The 14,511-nt window shown below is 67.7% G+C and carries 19 protein-coding genes and 1 pseudogene; 11 read left to right on the forward strand and 9 right to left on the reverse strand.

Annotated features, from left to right (window positions below; genetic code table 11):
- Positions 1 to 93: 93 nt before the first annotated feature.
- Positions 94 to 426 carry a hypothetical protein gene (locus tag ACQP2T_RS49410; RefSeq protein ID WP_433511732.1) on the reverse strand — a complete coding sequence of 111 codons (333 nt, stop codon included), beginning with the start codon at positions 424 to 426 and terminating at the stop codon, positions 94 to 96.
- 164 nt (positions 427 to 590) lie between these two features.
- On the opposite strand from ACQP2T_RS49410, the gene ACQP2T_RS49415 reads away from it, so the two are divergent.
- Positions 591 to 2,024: a helix-turn-helix domain-containing protein gene (locus tag ACQP2T_RS49415; RefSeq protein WP_433511733.1), complete on the forward strand. Its 1,434-nt coding sequence runs from the start codon at positions 591 to 593 to the stop codon at positions 2,022 to 2,024.
- A 27-nt stretch (positions 2,025 to 2,051) separates the two neighbouring features.
- On the forward strand, positions 2,052 to 2,528 hold the full coding sequence (locus ACQP2T_RS49420) for a hypothetical protein (RefSeq protein ID WP_433511734.1): 477 nt from the start codon (positions 2,052 to 2,054) through the stop codon (positions 2,526 to 2,528).
- An 80-nt stretch (positions 2,529 to 2,608) separates the two neighbouring features.
- On the opposite strand, the gene ACQP2T_RS49425 is transcribed toward ACQP2T_RS49420, so the two are convergent.
- Together ACQP2T_RS49425 and ACQP2T_RS49430 are read right to left on the reverse strand one after the other, a co-directional pair.
- Positions 2,609 to 2,734, reverse strand: coding sequence for a hypothetical protein (locus ACQP2T_RS49425; RefSeq protein WP_433519935.1), 126 nt, complete (start codon positions 2,732 to 2,734; stop codon positions 2,609 to 2,611).
- A 7-nt stretch (positions 2,735 to 2,741) separates the two neighbouring features.
- On the reverse strand, positions 2,742 to 3,725 hold the full coding sequence (locus ACQP2T_RS49430; protein WP_433511735.1) for a helix-turn-helix domain-containing protein: 984 nt from the start codon (positions 3,723 to 3,725) through the stop codon (positions 2,742 to 2,744).
- Between the two features lie 169 nt (positions 3,726 to 3,894).
- Here ACQP2T_RS49430 and ACQP2T_RS49435 point away from each other — a divergent pair, with 169 nt between their 5' ends.
- The 4 genes from ACQP2T_RS49435 (at position 3,895) to ACQP2T_RS49450 (ending at position 6,116) form a co-directional block, all read left to right on the forward strand.
- A complete protein-coding gene (locus ACQP2T_RS49435; protein ID WP_433511736.1) occupies positions 3,895 to 4,236 on the forward strand; it encodes a VOC family protein in 342 nt (113 codons plus the stop codon).
- Positions 4,237 to 4,340: 104 nt separating this feature from the next.
- On the forward strand, positions 4,341 to 4,754 hold the full coding sequence (locus ACQP2T_RS49440) for a VOC family protein (RefSeq protein WP_433511737.1): 414 nt from the start codon (positions 4,341 to 4,343) through the stop codon (positions 4,752 to 4,754).
- Positions 4,755 to 4,989: 235 nt separating this feature from the next.
- A complete protein-coding gene (locus tag ACQP2T_RS49445; protein WP_433511738.1) occupies positions 4,990 to 5,394 on the forward strand; it encodes a YdeI/OmpD-associated family protein in 405 nt (134 codons plus the stop codon).
- Between the two features lie 53 nt (positions 5,395 to 5,447).
- Positions 5,448 to 6,116 carry a class I SAM-dependent methyltransferase gene (locus ACQP2T_RS49450; RefSeq protein WP_433511739.1) on the forward strand — a complete coding sequence of 223 codons (669 nt, stop codon included), beginning with the start codon at positions 5,448 to 5,450 and terminating at the stop codon, positions 6,114 to 6,116.
- Between the two features lie 104 nt (positions 6,117 to 6,220).
- Here ACQP2T_RS49450 and ACQP2T_RS49455 read toward each other — a convergent pair whose 3' ends face one another.
- Entirely contained in the window at positions 6,221 to 6,574 is a 354-nt protein-coding gene (locus tag ACQP2T_RS49455) for a hypothetical protein (protein WP_433511740.1), read from the reverse strand.
- Positions 6,575 to 6,597: 23 nt separating this feature from the next.
- The gene (locus tag ACQP2T_RS49460) at positions 6,598 to 7,197 is read right to left on the reverse strand and encodes a dihydrofolate reductase family protein (RefSeq protein WP_433511741.1); all 600 of its coding nucleotides are present in this window, start codon (positions 7,195 to 7,197) and stop codon (positions 6,598 to 6,600) included.
- 194 nt (positions 7,198 to 7,391) lie between these two features.
- Between ACQP2T_RS49460 and sigJ the strand changes: the two genes are divergently transcribed.
- Positions 7,392 to 8,285 carry an RNA polymerase sigma factor SigJ gene (sigJ, locus tag ACQP2T_RS49465; protein ID WP_433511742.1) on the forward strand — a complete coding sequence of 298 codons (894 nt, stop codon included), beginning with the start codon at positions 7,392 to 7,394 and terminating at the stop codon, positions 8,283 to 8,285.
- Positions 8,282 to 9,100 carry an NAD(P)H-binding protein gene (locus ACQP2T_RS49470; RefSeq protein ID WP_433511743.1) on the forward strand — a complete coding sequence of 273 codons (819 nt, stop codon included), beginning with the start codon at positions 8,282 to 8,284 and terminating at the stop codon, positions 9,098 to 9,100. Before sigJ ends, ACQP2T_RS49470 begins: the two co-directional genes overlap by 4 nt.
- 10 nt (positions 9,101 to 9,110) lie before the next feature.
- On the opposite strand, the gene ACQP2T_RS49475 is transcribed toward ACQP2T_RS49470, so the two are convergent.
- The gene (locus tag ACQP2T_RS49475; RefSeq protein WP_433511744.1) at positions 9,111 to 9,887 is read right to left on the reverse strand and encodes a hypothetical protein; all 777 of its coding nucleotides are present in this window, start codon (positions 9,885 to 9,887) and stop codon (positions 9,111 to 9,113) included.
- A gap of 160 nt (positions 9,888 to 10,047) precedes the next feature.
- Between ACQP2T_RS49475 and ACQP2T_RS49480 the strand changes: the two genes are divergently transcribed.
- Positions 10,048 to 10,401 (forward strand): DoxX family protein, encoded by a 354-nt coding sequence (locus ACQP2T_RS49480; RefSeq protein ID WP_433511745.1) that lies wholly within the window; start codon positions 10,048 to 10,050, stop codon positions 10,399 to 10,401.
- 244 nt (positions 10,402 to 10,645) lie between these two features.
- Here the strand turns inward: ACQP2T_RS49480 and ACQP2T_RS49485 are convergent, their stop codons facing one another.
- Both ACQP2T_RS49485 and ACQP2T_RS49490 read right to left on the reverse strand, forming a co-directional pair.
- Positions 10,646 to 11,800: a hypothetical protein gene (locus tag ACQP2T_RS49485; protein ID WP_433511746.1), complete on the reverse strand. Its 1,155-nt coding sequence runs from the start codon at positions 11,798 to 11,800 to the stop codon at positions 10,646 to 10,648.
- 224 nt (positions 11,801 to 12,024) lie between these two features.
- Entirely contained in the window at positions 12,025 to 12,783 is a 759-nt protein-coding gene (locus tag ACQP2T_RS49490) for an alpha/beta fold hydrolase (RefSeq protein ID WP_433511747.1), read from the reverse strand.
- Between the two features lie 61 nt (positions 12,784 to 12,844).
- Here ACQP2T_RS49490 and ACQP2T_RS49495 point away from each other — a divergent pair, with 61 nt between their 5' ends.
- Entirely contained in the window at positions 12,845 to 13,369 is a 525-nt protein-coding gene (locus ACQP2T_RS49495) for a PadR family transcriptional regulator (protein ID WP_433511748.1), read from the forward strand.
- Between the two features lie 119 nt (positions 13,370 to 13,488).
- Here the strand turns inward: ACQP2T_RS49495 and ACQP2T_RS49500 are convergent, their stop codons facing one another.
- Positions 13,489 to 13,854 (reverse strand): hypothetical protein, encoded by a 366-nt coding sequence (locus ACQP2T_RS49500; RefSeq protein ID WP_433511749.1) that lies wholly within the window; start codon positions 13,852 to 13,854, stop codon positions 13,489 to 13,491.
- Between the two features lie 186 nt (positions 13,855 to 14,040).
- Between ACQP2T_RS49500 and ACQP2T_RS49505 the strand changes: the two are divergent.
- Positions 14,041 to 14,127, forward strand: a pseudogene (locus tag ACQP2T_RS49505) (hypothetical protein); the annotation flags it as partial.
- Positions 14,128 to 14,511 lie beyond the last annotated feature (384 nt).

A 14,511-nucleotide genomic window follows, 5' to 3' on the forward strand; every position in this document is an offset into this window, starting at 1 on the left:
GCCGACCGCAGACATCGGGGCTGCGAGCCAACAAGTCGCGAGGCCACCAATCCCGACCCTCCTCGGCAAGGGGAGACGGACGGGCCGGGCGGCTTATGTGCCAAACAGGTTGTGGGCTCGGCAGTTGTGAACAAGGGCCGACTGCCAGGCCAGTGTGGCCGCCAGCGCAATCGCATCCGGTTGCCGAAGGCACTGCGCAACCCCGGCCGTCACCATGTCGAGGGTGATGGCTTGGCGCAATTCGGCTGTCCACCACATCCGGCCGGTCGGGTCGCGCTCGAAGCCGATGTCCCATCCGGGATAGGTGTGGCGCAGCACCGAGAGCTGGCGGCCTCTCAAGTCCTGCAGGACCGCCGCCTGCGCCATGGCGTCTCGGGCGCTCTGGCTGGCGTCGCGATGGAGGGCGATTAGCTCGTCATCGGTCATTGCTCCTCCGACAAATCCGCCTTTATCGACTATCAGGCTGCGGTCTTCCATTGCGTTCCGTTGCACGTATTCATCACAGCGTTACTTTTAGCCCTTGCGATAGGTGCGATTGGGGGACACTGAGGGCGGCAAGCGTGTCACCCGCTGCGATGAGGTGCGATGGCATGACCGAAGTCGGAAACGACGGGCTTCCCCCTTGGGCGGCGCGCATTCGCAACGAACGACGTATGCGGGGCTGGTCCCAGAAGCAGTTGGCCACACATATGTTCCAGGTCACCGGCAAAGACATCGTGCTGCCCGAATTCGACTCAGTTCTCCGCCGAATCAAAGATCACGAGGCGGGCAAGAACCGGCCGAAAGACCCGTACCCAGTGGTGTACTGCCGGACGTTCGACATATCGGAAGCTAAGCTGTTCGAGGCCCCGGAATCTCCACTGGTCGTTCTCGACGAGAACGACCATGACTCTGGGGCTGTGACGGTCACCTCACCTGCCCTACCTTGGATTTGGGAACCAGGACCGACAGCGGATGCCATATACGACATCACCAGAAGCGATCTCATGCTTGACCGCCGCCAAGCCGTAAAGGCCCTCGCGATAACAGCGGGTCTCCCGCTTGTGGACCCGGTGCAGCGCTGGCTTTCCAAGAGCGGGAACGAGCCCGTGACGACGTCTCAGGGCGGGCGGATCGGCACAGACGAGGTCGAACAGCTGGAGAAGAGCACCAATGTGTTCCGCACCTGGGACGACTCTCACGGAGGCGGGCTCGCCCGTAAAGCCGTGGTCGGCCAGCTGAACGAGGTGGCGGACCTCCTGAAGGACCACCATCCGCGCGAGATCACATTGCGGCTGTTCCACGTGATGGCGCAACTCTCGAAACTCGCCGCGACGATGTCTTGGGACTGCGGTATGCAGACTGCGGCCCAGAAGTACTACACGCTCGGCCTGCAGGCAGCCAAGCCCACCGGGGATCGGCCGTTCGGTGCGAGCATCCTCGCGTCCATGGCCCGCCAACTGCTCTACCTCGACCGGCCGCAGGATGCGCTTGAGCTGGTGCGTCTCGCGCTTGACGGTGTTCGTACCACTGCGACACCGCGACTGCGCGCCATGCTGCACACGCGAGAGGCGTGGGCGTACGCGAAGATGGGCAGACCCGAGGCTTTCCGCCGAACGACCGACGCCGCCGAGGTCGCATTCGCAGAGGTCCGATCGGACGACCCAGATCCGGACTGGATCGCCTACTTCGACGCTGCCGAACTCGCCGGAGTAACCGGCGGTCGCTACCTCGAAGTGTCCCAGCAGAAAGCTCAATACGCGTCCGACGCCCTCACCTACATCAGTCGAGCGTGTCAACTACGCCAGCGGTCGAGCATGCGCAGCCTCGCCCTCGATCAGCTAGGGCTGGCTTTCGCACACCTGATCAGCGGGGATCTCGACGAAGCTATTTCCGTAGGCAGCACTGCGACGGATACAGCTGGACAGGTCCACTCAGATCGGGTGCGTGTGCAGCTCCGCGAGTTCTACCTTGAAGTCAAAACTCGCAATGATCCAGCGGCGCTGGGCCTGAGCCAGCAGATCCGCGACACGCTGGCCCGGTAGGGATCACCTGACGTGAAGGGTATGGCTATGCGGATCGGCGTGACCGGCCACATGAATCTGACCGAAAGCACGAGTTCTCTCGTGTCCGCAGCGATTCGCGAACACCTCGCTCAGGTGGGCGACGACCTGACGGGCGTGTCCTGTATCGCTCGCGGCGCCGACTCGCTGTTCGCCGACGCCGTCTTGGCGGCTGGCGGCGCACTCGAAGTGGTCATCCCGTCGCGCGATTACCGGCAGGCCAAGGTGAAGGCGGACCACGCCGCGCAGTTCGACCGGCTGATAGGCGTCGCGAAGCTGGTCCGCGTCATGGACTTCGATCACGCGAACAGGGGTGCGTACGAGGCGGCCAATGAAGCCATGCTCGGGTCTGTGGACGAGATAGTCGCCGTCTGGGATGGCCGGCCAGGGACCGGGGCAGGCGGGACGGCTGAGGTGGTCGCCGAGGCTAGGACGCGCGGGGTGAAGGTGGTCGTGATCTGGCCAGAGGGTGCAGCCCGGGAATAGTGCAGTCCTGGGCCGGAGCCGCCTCGGCCCCGTCGGTGACGAAGGTGAACACATCAACGGTGGGACGGCTGTGGACACTGTCATGAATGTCCCTGGTCGGCGAGCTGGACATGGGGCAGCGGACAGTCAGGGCAGGCGCAGTGGGTCAGACTGTCGCGGCGGGCGGCGATCAGGCCGCGCCGCTCGTAATAGCGCAGGGTATGGATGCGGAGATCAGTTCCGTTCGCGACGGAAGTCGGCGGGGGTGCGGCCGTACCAGCGGTGGAAGGCGCGGCGCAGCGCTCGCACGTCGATGTAGCCGACGCGGGCGGCGATTGTGTCGATGGTGAGTCCGGTGTCGCGGAGAAGGCGGGTGGCCTCGGCCTCGCGGACTTTCTCCACCTCCTCGCGCCAGCTGGTGCCCTCCTCGTGCAGCCTGCGCTGAAAGGTGCGGGAGCTCATGGTCATCCGCTTGGCGACCCTGTCGAGCGCCGGTGGTCCGTCGGCGAAGCTCGCGGCGATCTCGGCGTGCACCTTGTCCAGCCAGCCCAGGATCAGCCTGGCGTTGGCGACCGCATGGACGGCATGGTCACGCACGATGGCCGCCAGGGCGGGGTCGGCGCCGGGCAGCGGCGCGGTCGCGTCGGGGGCGGAGAAGGTGACCGATGAGACCGGCGCGTTGAACTGGACGTCCGGCGTGCCGTACATGTCGAGGAGATCGCCGCGCGATCTGGGTGGCTCACCGGCGACGGTGATGGCGACGGGCGTGACTGGGCGGCCCAGCGCCGTGCCGGCCTGCTGGATCAGCAGGCCCAGGACGAACTCGCCGATCAGTTCGCCGACGCGGCCGAAGGTGGAGACCGGCCGGGTGGCAACGGTAAGGCGGCCCGCCGGGTCTTGCTGGACGATGAACGCGCTGTGGGGGTCGGTGATGGCGGGAATGTGCTGTGCCGCGAGTGCGAACGCCTCGGTCAGGTCGGCCGAGGACTTGATGACGTAGTCCCAGACGTGGAACCGGCCGGGAGTCCACAGCCGTGCGACCCGGGGAGCACCCCCTGCCTCGGCGAACGCGGCGGCGGAGATCTCCCAGACGCGCGTCAGCATCTTCGTCGGCACGCGGATGCCCTCCTGGTCGAGGACACCTACTCCGGGGAGACGCTTGAGCTCCTCCTCAGAGACACCCGCGGCTCTCGCCGCTTCGAGGACAAGGCGCACCACATGGGGGGGCATAGACCCTTTTGTCACGTATTGCACCCTAGGGCAGGCATTGGCGGATTCGGAGCCGTTCGTGGCGCGTTCTGGTCTCATCGCTGGCGCACCGCGATCCATACCGTTGTTCACACCGGCGACAAGTGTTCACAACGGCGACAAGGAGAGCGGAGACATCGTGCCGACCGCGAAGATGATCATCTATCCGGTCAGTGACCTCACCACGGCCAAGGAGGTGTTCACCCCGCTCATCGGGGTCGAGCCCCACGTGGACGAGGTCTACTACGTCGGTTACCGGACCGGCGATCAGGAGATCGGCTTGAACCCCCGGGGGCATCAGCAGGGCATGGCGGGACCGGTCTGCTACTGGCAGGTCGAGAACATCCGGCAGACCCTGCGGCGCCTCCTCGCCACCGGGGCCGTTCTGCGGCAGGACGTCACCGACGTCGGCGGCGGCCGCCTGGTGGCCACCGTTGCCGATGCCGACGGCAACGACCTCGGCCTCCTGCAGGACCAGTGAGCATCGCGCTCGCGACCAGTCTCACCGGCGAACAAACGCGCCGGGGTGACGTCCCGGGCCCTGCCTGCACATATCACCCAGCACCACATAACAAGGAGTAAGACATGAAGGCACACGTCAGCTCGATCCTTCTTGGCGTCCGGGACATGGACCGGGCCAAGCAGTTCTACACCGAGGGGCTCGGCTGGAAGATCCAGAGCGACTATGGCATCTCGGTGTTCTTCGAATCGGACGGCGCCTCGCCCGTCGGCTTCTACGGCCGCGCAGGCCTGGCCGACCAGGTGGGCACGGACCAGGAAGGCAGCGGCTTCAGCGGGTTGGTTCTGACCTATGTCGTCCGCAGTGAGGCGCGGGTCGACGAGATCATGGCGGAGGCCGAGAAGGCCGGCGCCACGGTCCTCAAGCCCGCCGGCGCTCTGCCGTGGGGCGGGTACGGCGGCACCTTCGCCGACCCGGACGGCTACATCTGGAGTCTCGGCTACAGCGCCCAAGGAACCGACCAGCCCTACGCGGAGTAGCCGCGACCTTTGTCTCACAGCCGTCCGGGGCGGCGGGGCGCGTGCCACTGCCGTCCCGGACAGCTGCGAGCCCGGGTGCGGGCATCGGGAGCACTGCCCTCCCGGACGGCTGTGACCTCGGGTGCGGGAAGCGGGAGCGGCGATCGGAGCCGGCCGGGCGGGATCCGTGGTGAACCGGCAGGACGAACAGGAGAAAGTCATGAAATTTCGGGCCTACGTTGAGCCACCTGAGCCCATGCGGGGTCTAGAAGTCCCGTCCGAGGTGGTGGCAGCGCTCGGCGGCACGCGGCCGCCGGTGACGATCACGGTCAACGGGCATTCCTGGAAGAGCCGGGTCGCCCTCCTGCGCGGCCGCCACTTGCTCGGCCTCAGCAATGCCAACCGGCGGGCCGCGGGTGTTGCGATCGGCGACGAGGTCGAGGTCGTACTGGAGCTCGACACCGAGCCGCGCGTCGTCGTCGAGCCAGAGGACTTCGCCCGCGCCCTGGACGAGGACCCCGTCGCCCGCGCCGCGTACGACAATCTCGCGTACAGCCACAAGCGCGAGCACGTGCGTGCGATCGAGAGCGCGAAGAAGCCCGAGACACGTCGGCGGCGTATCGAGCAGGCCATCTCCACCCTCGGGGCTGAACGCCGCTAATCGTGGCTGGTCTTTCCGGTGTGGGGTCCGCCGCACAGTCCTATCGTTGGCTGATGCGCACACACCATATTGACCGCCCAGCCGATCTCGACGTGGTACGTGAGTCCTATGACCGGGTAGCCGACAACTACGCCCACATGGTGCTGACGACGGGATTCGGCGACATCCGTACCCACCCATGGCTCAAGGCGTCAATCGACGCCTTCGCCGACACCGTGCGCGAGCTCGGGCCTGTCCTCGACGTCGGCTGCGGACCCGGAACGGTGACCGCCTACCTCACCGAACGCGGACTCGACGTGTCCGGGGTGGATCTCTCTCCCCGCATGATCGAGAACGCGCGCCGACTTCATCCGGAATGCCGCTTCAGCGTCGCCTCTGCCACCGATCTCGACCTTGATGAAGCATCCCTTGGCGGCGTGCTGGGGTGGTGGTCACTGTTCAATCTGCCCCGGGACGTCCTTCCTCAGGTTCTCGCCCTGTTCGCGCGTGCGTTGAAGCCAGGCGGACACTTCATCACCGCGACACACGTCGGCGACGAAGACGTGGTGCGCACCGAGGCCTACGGAGGTGTGCCCGTTCGTTGGACGACACGTAAATGGCGTCCGGAACAGCTTGTGGACCTGATCGAGCAGGCTGGACTGCACCCGGTCGCCGAACTTCGGCTCCCCGCGGATGAGCAGACCGGGCCGGGTGTGGTCGTCATGGCCAAGCGACCCGGCTGAGGATCAGGCGTCCTGGATCAATAGCCCGTTTATTAGGCCCCCGCGACGCCGGACCTCCCGGATCGGCCGGCGTCGCTGCCGTCCCAAAGGGCCTCTCAGGGGGTTCACGCCGACGAGACAGCCGCGTCGGCCTGCCGCTGGAGTGCGTCCAGCACGTCGACCCGCTGCTCGGGCACCCGAACCTCCAGGCCCATGGCGCCGTCGGCGATGCTGAGCGTGAAGGTGAAGAAGGAGCAGCAACCGTTCTCCCGGGCCGCCAGCTCAGCGGCCCGGGCCGCGTTCTCCGGGGTGAAGATCAGATCCAGCCGCAGCCGGGTAAGGTCTGGCCGGTGGACCGCCCGCACGACCTCGGCGAACAGCGCGTCGAACTCGGCCACCCGCAGCGGCTGCTCGGCGGTGGGCAGTGTGCATGCCGAGGGGACCCACTGCTGGCCAAGGACTATGTCCTGGTGTGTCATACCTCGACGGTAAACCTGAACCTCTACCGGACCACGCGGTACATCAGGTGCGTGACCAGACCGGTGCCCGACACCTCGCCGACCGGTTCAAGGTTGGTGTCCCCGACGCCGTCGAACAGCCGCTCGCCCCTGCCGAGGATCACCGGCGCGACATGCAGGCGCAACTCGTCGATGAGACCCGCCGCCAGGTACTGGTTCACCGTCTGCGCGCCGCCCGCGATGGCGACGTCGCGGTCTCCGGCGGCCTCGCGGGCCTGAGCCAGGGCCGCCTCGATCCCCTCAGTGACGAAGTTGAACACCGTGCCGCCCTGCATCGGCAACGGCTCGCGCGGGTGGTGGGTGAGGACGAAGACCGGCGCGTGGTACGGCGGCTCGTCGCCCCACCAGCCCTTCCAGTCCAGGTCCCAGGCGTCCCGGCCGGGGCCGAACATGTTGCGGCCCATGATGAAGGCCCCCGCCGCGGTGATGCCCTCGATCACGGCCGCGTGTGCCTCGGGCTCGTCGAACATCCAGCTGTGCAGGCGCTCCTCCGCGCCCTCGCCGAGCGGCTTCTCCAGGCTCTGGTTCGGTCCCGCTACGAAGCCGTCGACGGACATCGCGATGTCACAGGTGACCTTGCTCATCTCACTGCCTCCCACATTCCGGCGCTCGTCTCGCGCCGCTCATGAGGTAGTCGGAGCCCTCGGCGTGTTATGTACATGCCGGGCGAAATTCTTCCAGTGAGATGCCGGTCACATTCGCGGGGAACAGGTCACACTCCAGGGTGCGGCGCCGCTCTCCATTGATGACCCCGTGGCCAGGAAGGGAGGAGCGCACAATGAGCGAGCAGGCGACGAGCGTCTTCACAGGTTATCGCGAGCTGCTGTTCTCGATCGTCTACAACATGCTGGGCAGCGTCGCCGACACCGAGGACGTGCTGCAGGAGACCTGGCTGGCCTGGGCGCCCAGGAGCGAGACGGGCGAGGAGATCGTCAATCCGCGCGCGTACCTGGTGCGCATCGCCGTCAACCGGGCGCTGGCCCGGCAGGAGAGCATCAGCCGGCGCCGGGAGGACTACGTCGGTCCTTGGTTGCCTGAGCCGCTCATCACCCAGGAGCCCGATGTCGTGGATCCGGCGGTGCGGGCCGAGTCGGTGTCGATGGCGCTGCTCGTGGTGCTGGAGACGCTCACCCCGCTGGAACGGGCGGTGTTCGTCCTGAACGAGGTCTTCGGGTACGCCCACACCGAGATCGCCGGCATCCTGAACCGCAGCCCGACGGCGATCCGCCAGCTCGCTCACCGCGCCCGCGGGCACGTGCACGCCCGCCGCCCGCGCTACCAGGCCGACCCGCGGGTCCGGCAGGAGGTGACGGAGCGGTTCATCGCGGCCGTGGCCGGCGGTGACCTCGACGCGCTCATGCGGGTCCTGGCGCCGGACGTGGTCATGTGGGCCGACGGCGGGGGCAAGGCACGGGCCGCCGGGCTGCGGCCGCTCCACGGGCGGGACAAGATCGCCCGCCTGATCGTCGGCAACGCGACCCGGCATCCTGTCGATGATCTCAACATCCGCTTCCGGACCGTCAACGGCGATCCGTCGGCGCTGCTGCTGTCCGGTGACACCACGTTCGCGGTCATCGTCCTCGACCTCGTCCCCGACGGGACGCAGGTATGCGGCATCTACGCCGTCACCAACCCCGACAAACTCTCCCACTTGGAAAGAGGCACCGCATGATTCTGGTATCAGGAGCCACCGGCAACATCGGCCGTCCGCTCGTCGCCGAGCTGGCCGCCAAGGGTGTGAAGGTACGCGCCCTGACCCGTACCCCCGAGACGGCTCGCTTCCCCGAGGGAGTCGAGGCCTGCGACAGCGCCAAGCCCGACTTCGACGGCGTTACCGCCCTCGTACTGAACATCTCGGGCGGCTCCCTCGCCCTGCTGGAGGCGGCCAGGACGGCCGGAGTACGGCGGGTCGTCACCGTCTCGGCCCTGGTCGTCGCCGAGGAGGAGGATCCGGAGCAGGGCAGTAACGCGGCGATCCACCGCGAACTGGAGGTGGCGGTGGAGGCCGCCGTCCCGGAATGGACGCATCTGCGCCCCGGCGCCTTCGCCGCGAACTCCTTGCGCTGGACGCCCCAGCTCCAGGCCGGAGACGTGGTCCGCGGACCGTACGCCCAGGCTCGTACCTCGCCGATCCACGAGGCGGACATCGCCGCCGTCGCCGTGCGGGCCCTGCTCGGCGACGAACTGCTGGGCCAGGCGCCCACGCTGACCGGGCCGCAGGGGCTGTCCTTCGCCGAGCAGGTGGAGATCATCGGCTCGGTGGTGGGCCGGCCGCTGCGGTACGAAGAGATCACCCCGGAAATGGCCGCGCAGGCGATGATGGCGCACGGGGTGCGCAGGGAGCAGGCCGACTCCTTGCTGGGCTATTTCGCGGACAGCATCGGGAAGCCCGTGCCGATCACGGGCGAGGTGGAGCGGATCCTCGGCCGCCCCCCTCGCACCTTCGCCGAGTGGGTCGCTGACAACGCCGACGCCTTCCGGCAGTGACCCAGGCTGGTTACCTGCCCGTCTTCGTGGACCAGAGCGGCGTCCTGCCGTCGTAAATGACGACATTGCCGTCGTCCTGCATTTCGAGTCGTGCCCCGGGGTTCTTGCCGGTCTTGGAGTCCCACAGTGGCGTCTTGCCCAGGTAGACGACCAGATTGCCGTCCTTCTGCATCTGGGTGACGGCCCCGGGGTTGCCTCCGGTCTCGGAGCTCCAGAGGGCTCGGCGGGCGCGGTAGAGCACCAGATTGCCGTCCTCCTGCTGGACCAGCTGGTAGTCGCCGTTGCGGGAGCGGACGTACTGATTCGGCTTGAGCGCGTAGCCCGGGGCGAGCACGCTGATCGTGGCATGGCGGTTCCACACCGGCGTCTTGCCGTCGTAGATCACCAGGTTGCCGTCGTCCTGCACCGCGAGGCGGGCACCTGGGCTGTCTCCGGTGTTGGACGCCCACAGGGGCGTCCTCCCCCGGTAGACGACCAGGTTGCCGTCGCTCTGCATGGCGGCGAACGCGCCGGGGCTGTCGCCGGTCTGGCTGCTCCACAGCGGCGAGCTCCCCCGGTACAGCACCAGGTTGCCGTCCTGCTGCTGGTGCAGGACGTAGGTGCCATCGGACGAGCGTACGGAGTCGCCGGCCTTCAACGTCTGACCGGGGTTCAGCCACGTGGTACGACCGACGCTCACCGCCGCCGTCGCGCGCTCCGTCTCAGCCCAGGCCGCCGGCGAGATCGAGGCCACGGCCATCGTGCTCGCCAGCGCCAGCGCACCGATGTACATAGACGTTCTTCTCATGTGTTCCCCCTGATGGATGATCAAGCGAGAAGGACGCTATCCAGACATGGTCGACGATCGGTCCATTTCGAAATGCCTGGAACCTTCGCCGAGGTTGTCCGCGTCGGGGTCGATGATCGACAGTGGTCAGGACAGACCTGCTGATTCCTGGAGAACTCCGATGCTCACCGCGACCATCGTCCTGTCGCTACTGCTCGGCTTGCTGTTCATCGTGACGGGCGGGATGAAGATGTTGAGCGTTCCGCAGTCGCTGGCCATCCGCGACCATCTGGGCGTCAAGCCGGAGCTGTGGCGCGTAGTCGGCGTCTGTGAAGCGGCGGGCGGCGTCGGCCTCCTCGTCGGGCTCTCGCTGCCGGCCCTCGGCCTGGCGGCGTCCATCGGCCTGATCGTGCTCATGGTCGGCGCGATCGTCAGCAGAGTGCGGGTCTCCGACCCGGTCACGATGATCTCCGTCGACGTCCTGGTCCTGGCGCTGGTGGTCGCCCTCGCGACCGTACGCGCGCCGGCCGCCTGACCTCCCCCAGGCGAGGACGGCCGCGTTCGCTTCGTCACAGCGCTCCGATCACCATGGTGATCAGGATCAGGGTGACGAGGGTGAGGTGGAGGGCTGCGGCGAGGGCCGGGCGCGTGTTTCTCATGCGGGGCCCGGCCAGGGCGTTCTTCCGAAATGTAAACGACTGGCACACGTCATGCGTCAACCATAGGTTGACGTTGAGATGGCGTCAACCTCACGTTGACGCCATGCGGCCGCTCCGGCGTCAGTATCCGCTGGTGAGTCGTACGCCGGGGCCGATCGAGCGCGGGACGCCGACGTTGTCCACCAGGTTGCCGGTCGACGCGACGGACAGCGCGCCCCTGCCCCTCCTGAACAGCAGGCCGGTCTCCTGTCTGGTGCCGTGGCCGAGGATGGTGTTGCCCGTCACGGCGGCGTGTCCTCTGCCGTAGTTCACATCGTCGAGGGCGAGGAAGACGAAGCGGGCGTCCTGCTGTGCCGTCCTCGACTGGGCCATGTTGCCGAACTTGTGGATCCGATTGTTGGAGATCGTGGTGGCGGCTTCGCCCTGGAGGTCGCAGCGGACGCCGTAGTAGGTCTGCCTGGCAGCGGCCTTCGTGCCGAAGTCCTCGATGTAGTTGTCGCGGATGGAGGTGCCGAAGCAGCGGTGGGCGTCGATGGCGTTCTTCGGTGTCGCGTACAAGTGCAGGTCGCTGAACGTCCACCCGGCCGAGTTCTCCGCCTCGACGCCGCTCTCGCCGCTGAAGCCGATCCACGAGCGCTGGAACGTCCAGTCGGTCACCGCGTTGCCGGGGTCGACCACCTTGAGGCCGGAGCCGCCCGCCCGCTCGATGTAGACGTCGCTGATCACACTGTTGACCATGGTGTTGCGGAGTTTGGTGCCGTTCTTGGAGGGGTTGCTGACGCGGATGCCGTCGCTGGGTGTGCCGAGGATGTCCACGTCATAGATCCGGCTGTCCCACGAGCGCAGCATCAGGCCCACCGTGCCGGTGTTGTGGTCGCGGTTGCCGTCCAGTGTCAGGCGCTCGATGCGTACGGGGTCGGAGCTGTACGCCTGATCGGTGACCCAGGACTCCGAGGCCAGCATGGCGGGCAGGTTCGCGCCATCTGCCTGCTTGATCACCGTTCCGGCCTTGGCGTCGCCCCGGTACGTCCGGCGGCCGCGCAGGGTGATGGTCCGGTTGATCAGGCACGGGCCCTTGAGCACGACCTCGTCGCCCTCCTTGGAGGCGTCGATGGCGGCCTGGATGGTCCTGGCGTCCGCGGCCGTGTTGACACAGGTGGCGTTCACCCTTGCGGCTACGGCCGGGGCCAGTGGCTGGATCACCACCGCGCTGCCGGAGGCGGCCAGCGTCAGGGCGATGGCCCCCGCGGTCTGGCGTGGGCGAGGTTTAGGCACGTGCAATCCCCTTCCGGGCATTCCGGAAATGACCTGAGGACCGCGGCGTGTGAACGTCCCCCGACGCCCCTGCGGTCTCCGGTGCCGAGCCTCATGGAAGGACCCCGATCCGCTCGGGAGAACTCCCCAGACCTGCCCGAAATTTGGTGCCTACCGGGATCGTTCCAGGCGCTGGCGACCGTGCCTGCCGCACTCGCCCTGTGCGAGCGGGCCGGTCGACCTGCTCACGATCTCGCGAGAAAGCCGCCCACCTCCCTGGCGAACCCCTCCACGTTGTCGATCATGATGTTGTGGCCGGCGTCTGGGACGGCGATCAGCCGTACCCCGGAAGCCACCAGCTCGGCCGCCCGGATGGGCTCACCGTCGGCCTCCGGGTAGAGGTAGGCGCGTGGGATCGGCAGACTCCGCAGCCGTTCCCGCGCGTTCGCACGCGTGAGGTGGACCGCGCTCCGGTGCAGCGCCTCCCGTCCGGCAAGCCTCATTGTGGCCGCCCACCCTGGCCCGACCCGCGCCAGCGTCTCGTCCCAGCCGTGCCGTACGAAGTCTTCCTCGGTGTAGGTGGCGATGCCCGAGCTGCCCGGCCGTAGCGCGGGTTCGATCGGGTCCAGATTGGAGTCCACCAGCACCAGCTCGGCCACCAGTTTCGGATGACGCTCGGCCAGGCGCACCGCGATCGTCCCGCCCATGCTGTGCGCGACCACCTGCGCCGCGCGCACGTCCGCCGTCCGCAACGCGGTCGCGAGCGCGTCCGCGTGCTCCTCCATGGTGTAGCCGAACGTGGCGGGTCGATCGCTGGTCCCGAACCCCAGCAGGTCCACGAACAGGCTCCGGTGCCCGGCCAGCTCCGGCCGGCTGGCGACTTCCAGGAAGTACGGCGCCGCTGCCGCGCCCAGCCCGTGCACGTAAACCCGGACCGGCTCCCGCCCGGCCACCTCGGCCCAGCGGATGCGGCTCCCGTCCGGCAGCACCTGCGCCTCTCTCATGACTCTCTCTTTCGATATACCTAGTCATCGATATACTAAGACGTCGATGTAGCATAGCGGGATGATTGAGCTGTCGATCCTGGGGTTCCTCTACGACGAGCCGCTCCATGGGTACGAGCTGCGCAAACGCGTCGCCGCCCTGACCGGCCATGTCCGGCCCATCGCCGACGGCACCCTCTACCCAGCGATCAAACGCCTGGAGCACGACGGCCTGCTCGAACGCGACCTGCGGCCCGGCGCCCAGGCCGCGCCCAGGCACGTGCTCACCCTCACCGACGCCGGGCGCGCCGAGTTGCGGCGGCGGCTCGCCGAACCGGCTGAGCCGTTCATCACCGACGAGAACCGCTGGTTCACGATGCTGGCGTTCCTGCGCCACCTCGACGAGCCCGCGCTCCAGGCGGGTGTGCTGCGACGCAGACTGGCCTTCCTCACCGAACCGGCCAGCTTCTTCTGGGACGGCGACCGGCCCCTGCGGGCCGCCGACTTCGACGACCCGTTCCGCAAGGGGCTGTTCACGATCGCTACCGCGACCAGCAGGACCGAGATCGGCTGGCTGCGGGAAACCTTGGCCGCGCTGGGCGCCTAGGGCGGCGAGCATGCGCCGGGGCCGGTCGTACGTGGGATGCCCGACGCCGTCCGGCCGAAGGGTTCCAGTAATTCCAGTCGCGGCCAGGCCGCGCCCGGACGATGGCCGGGCGCGGACGGTCAGTGGGGTGCGGGTGCGAGGCGGACGGTCGCCGAGTTGTGGGTGATCGACAGCACTCGTACGGTCAGCGCGCCGACCGAGCCGTTGCCACCCACGCTCAGCTGCGTGGACGAATTGACGCCGGGCCCCGTGCCCTTGACCTCTACGGTGTAGCCGATGCGCGTGATCGACAGCGTGGTGAAGCCAAGGGTGCTGGAGACGGGGAAGCTCACCGGCTTGGTGATGGTGATCTTGCACTTCCCGTCGAAGCACTCGCTGACGTCGCGCGTCTTCCCCGCCGAAGCCGCGGTCGCGGCCGAAGCCGCGGCGACGGGCGCGCCGGAGACGATGACGGCGGCGGCGAGCGCCAGGCAGGTTGTGGCCATCCGATGCATGGTGTCCCTTTCGGTGGTCTCCGTGAGATCAAGTGACCTGATGTGACTGATCAGCTACCAAGGGTAGTGACGCGAAGAACGCCTGGACGCGGAAGACACGCAGCTGGAGTGCCAGCGTGGTGTCGCAGCCGACCAGCGTGGTCGGCTCGAACACCGGAAACGTGCTATCCGTTGGGGATGCCCAACGAAGATGATCTTTATATCGGAGTGTCGGAGGAGCACGGCGACGCCGTCACCGCGGTCGCGGTCTCCCCGGATGGCCAGGTCGGGGCGACCGGCGCGCGCTCCGGCGAGATCCGGCTGTGGGATCTGCGCCATGGCCTGCTGACCGCGTATGTGGGAGGGCTGCACGACGGACCTGTGGAGAGCGCCGCGTTCATCGGCGACGCCAAGCGGCCCCAGTTACTGACCACGGGCGGATCGGCCTCGCTGTGGACGGTGACGGCCGAGGTCCTGGAATGGCGGCAACTCCCTTGGGACGGCGGGCGGCGCCTCACATCCTCGGACCGGGAGGCGGTGCTCAGGCAGTGCGGAGACCTTCGCTGGCTGGGCTTCTTCGGCCCCCTCAACGGCCGCATCCAGTCGGACTCCCCGCTGGCATTGGGGCGCAGCGGCTCCGGTCTGATCGTCGTGAGCGGTGACGAGGGC

Source organism: Nonomuraea sp. CA-143628 (assembly GCF_050942315.1).
GTDB lineage: Bacteria > Actinomycetota > Actinomycetes > Streptosporangiales > Streptosporangiaceae > Nonomuraea.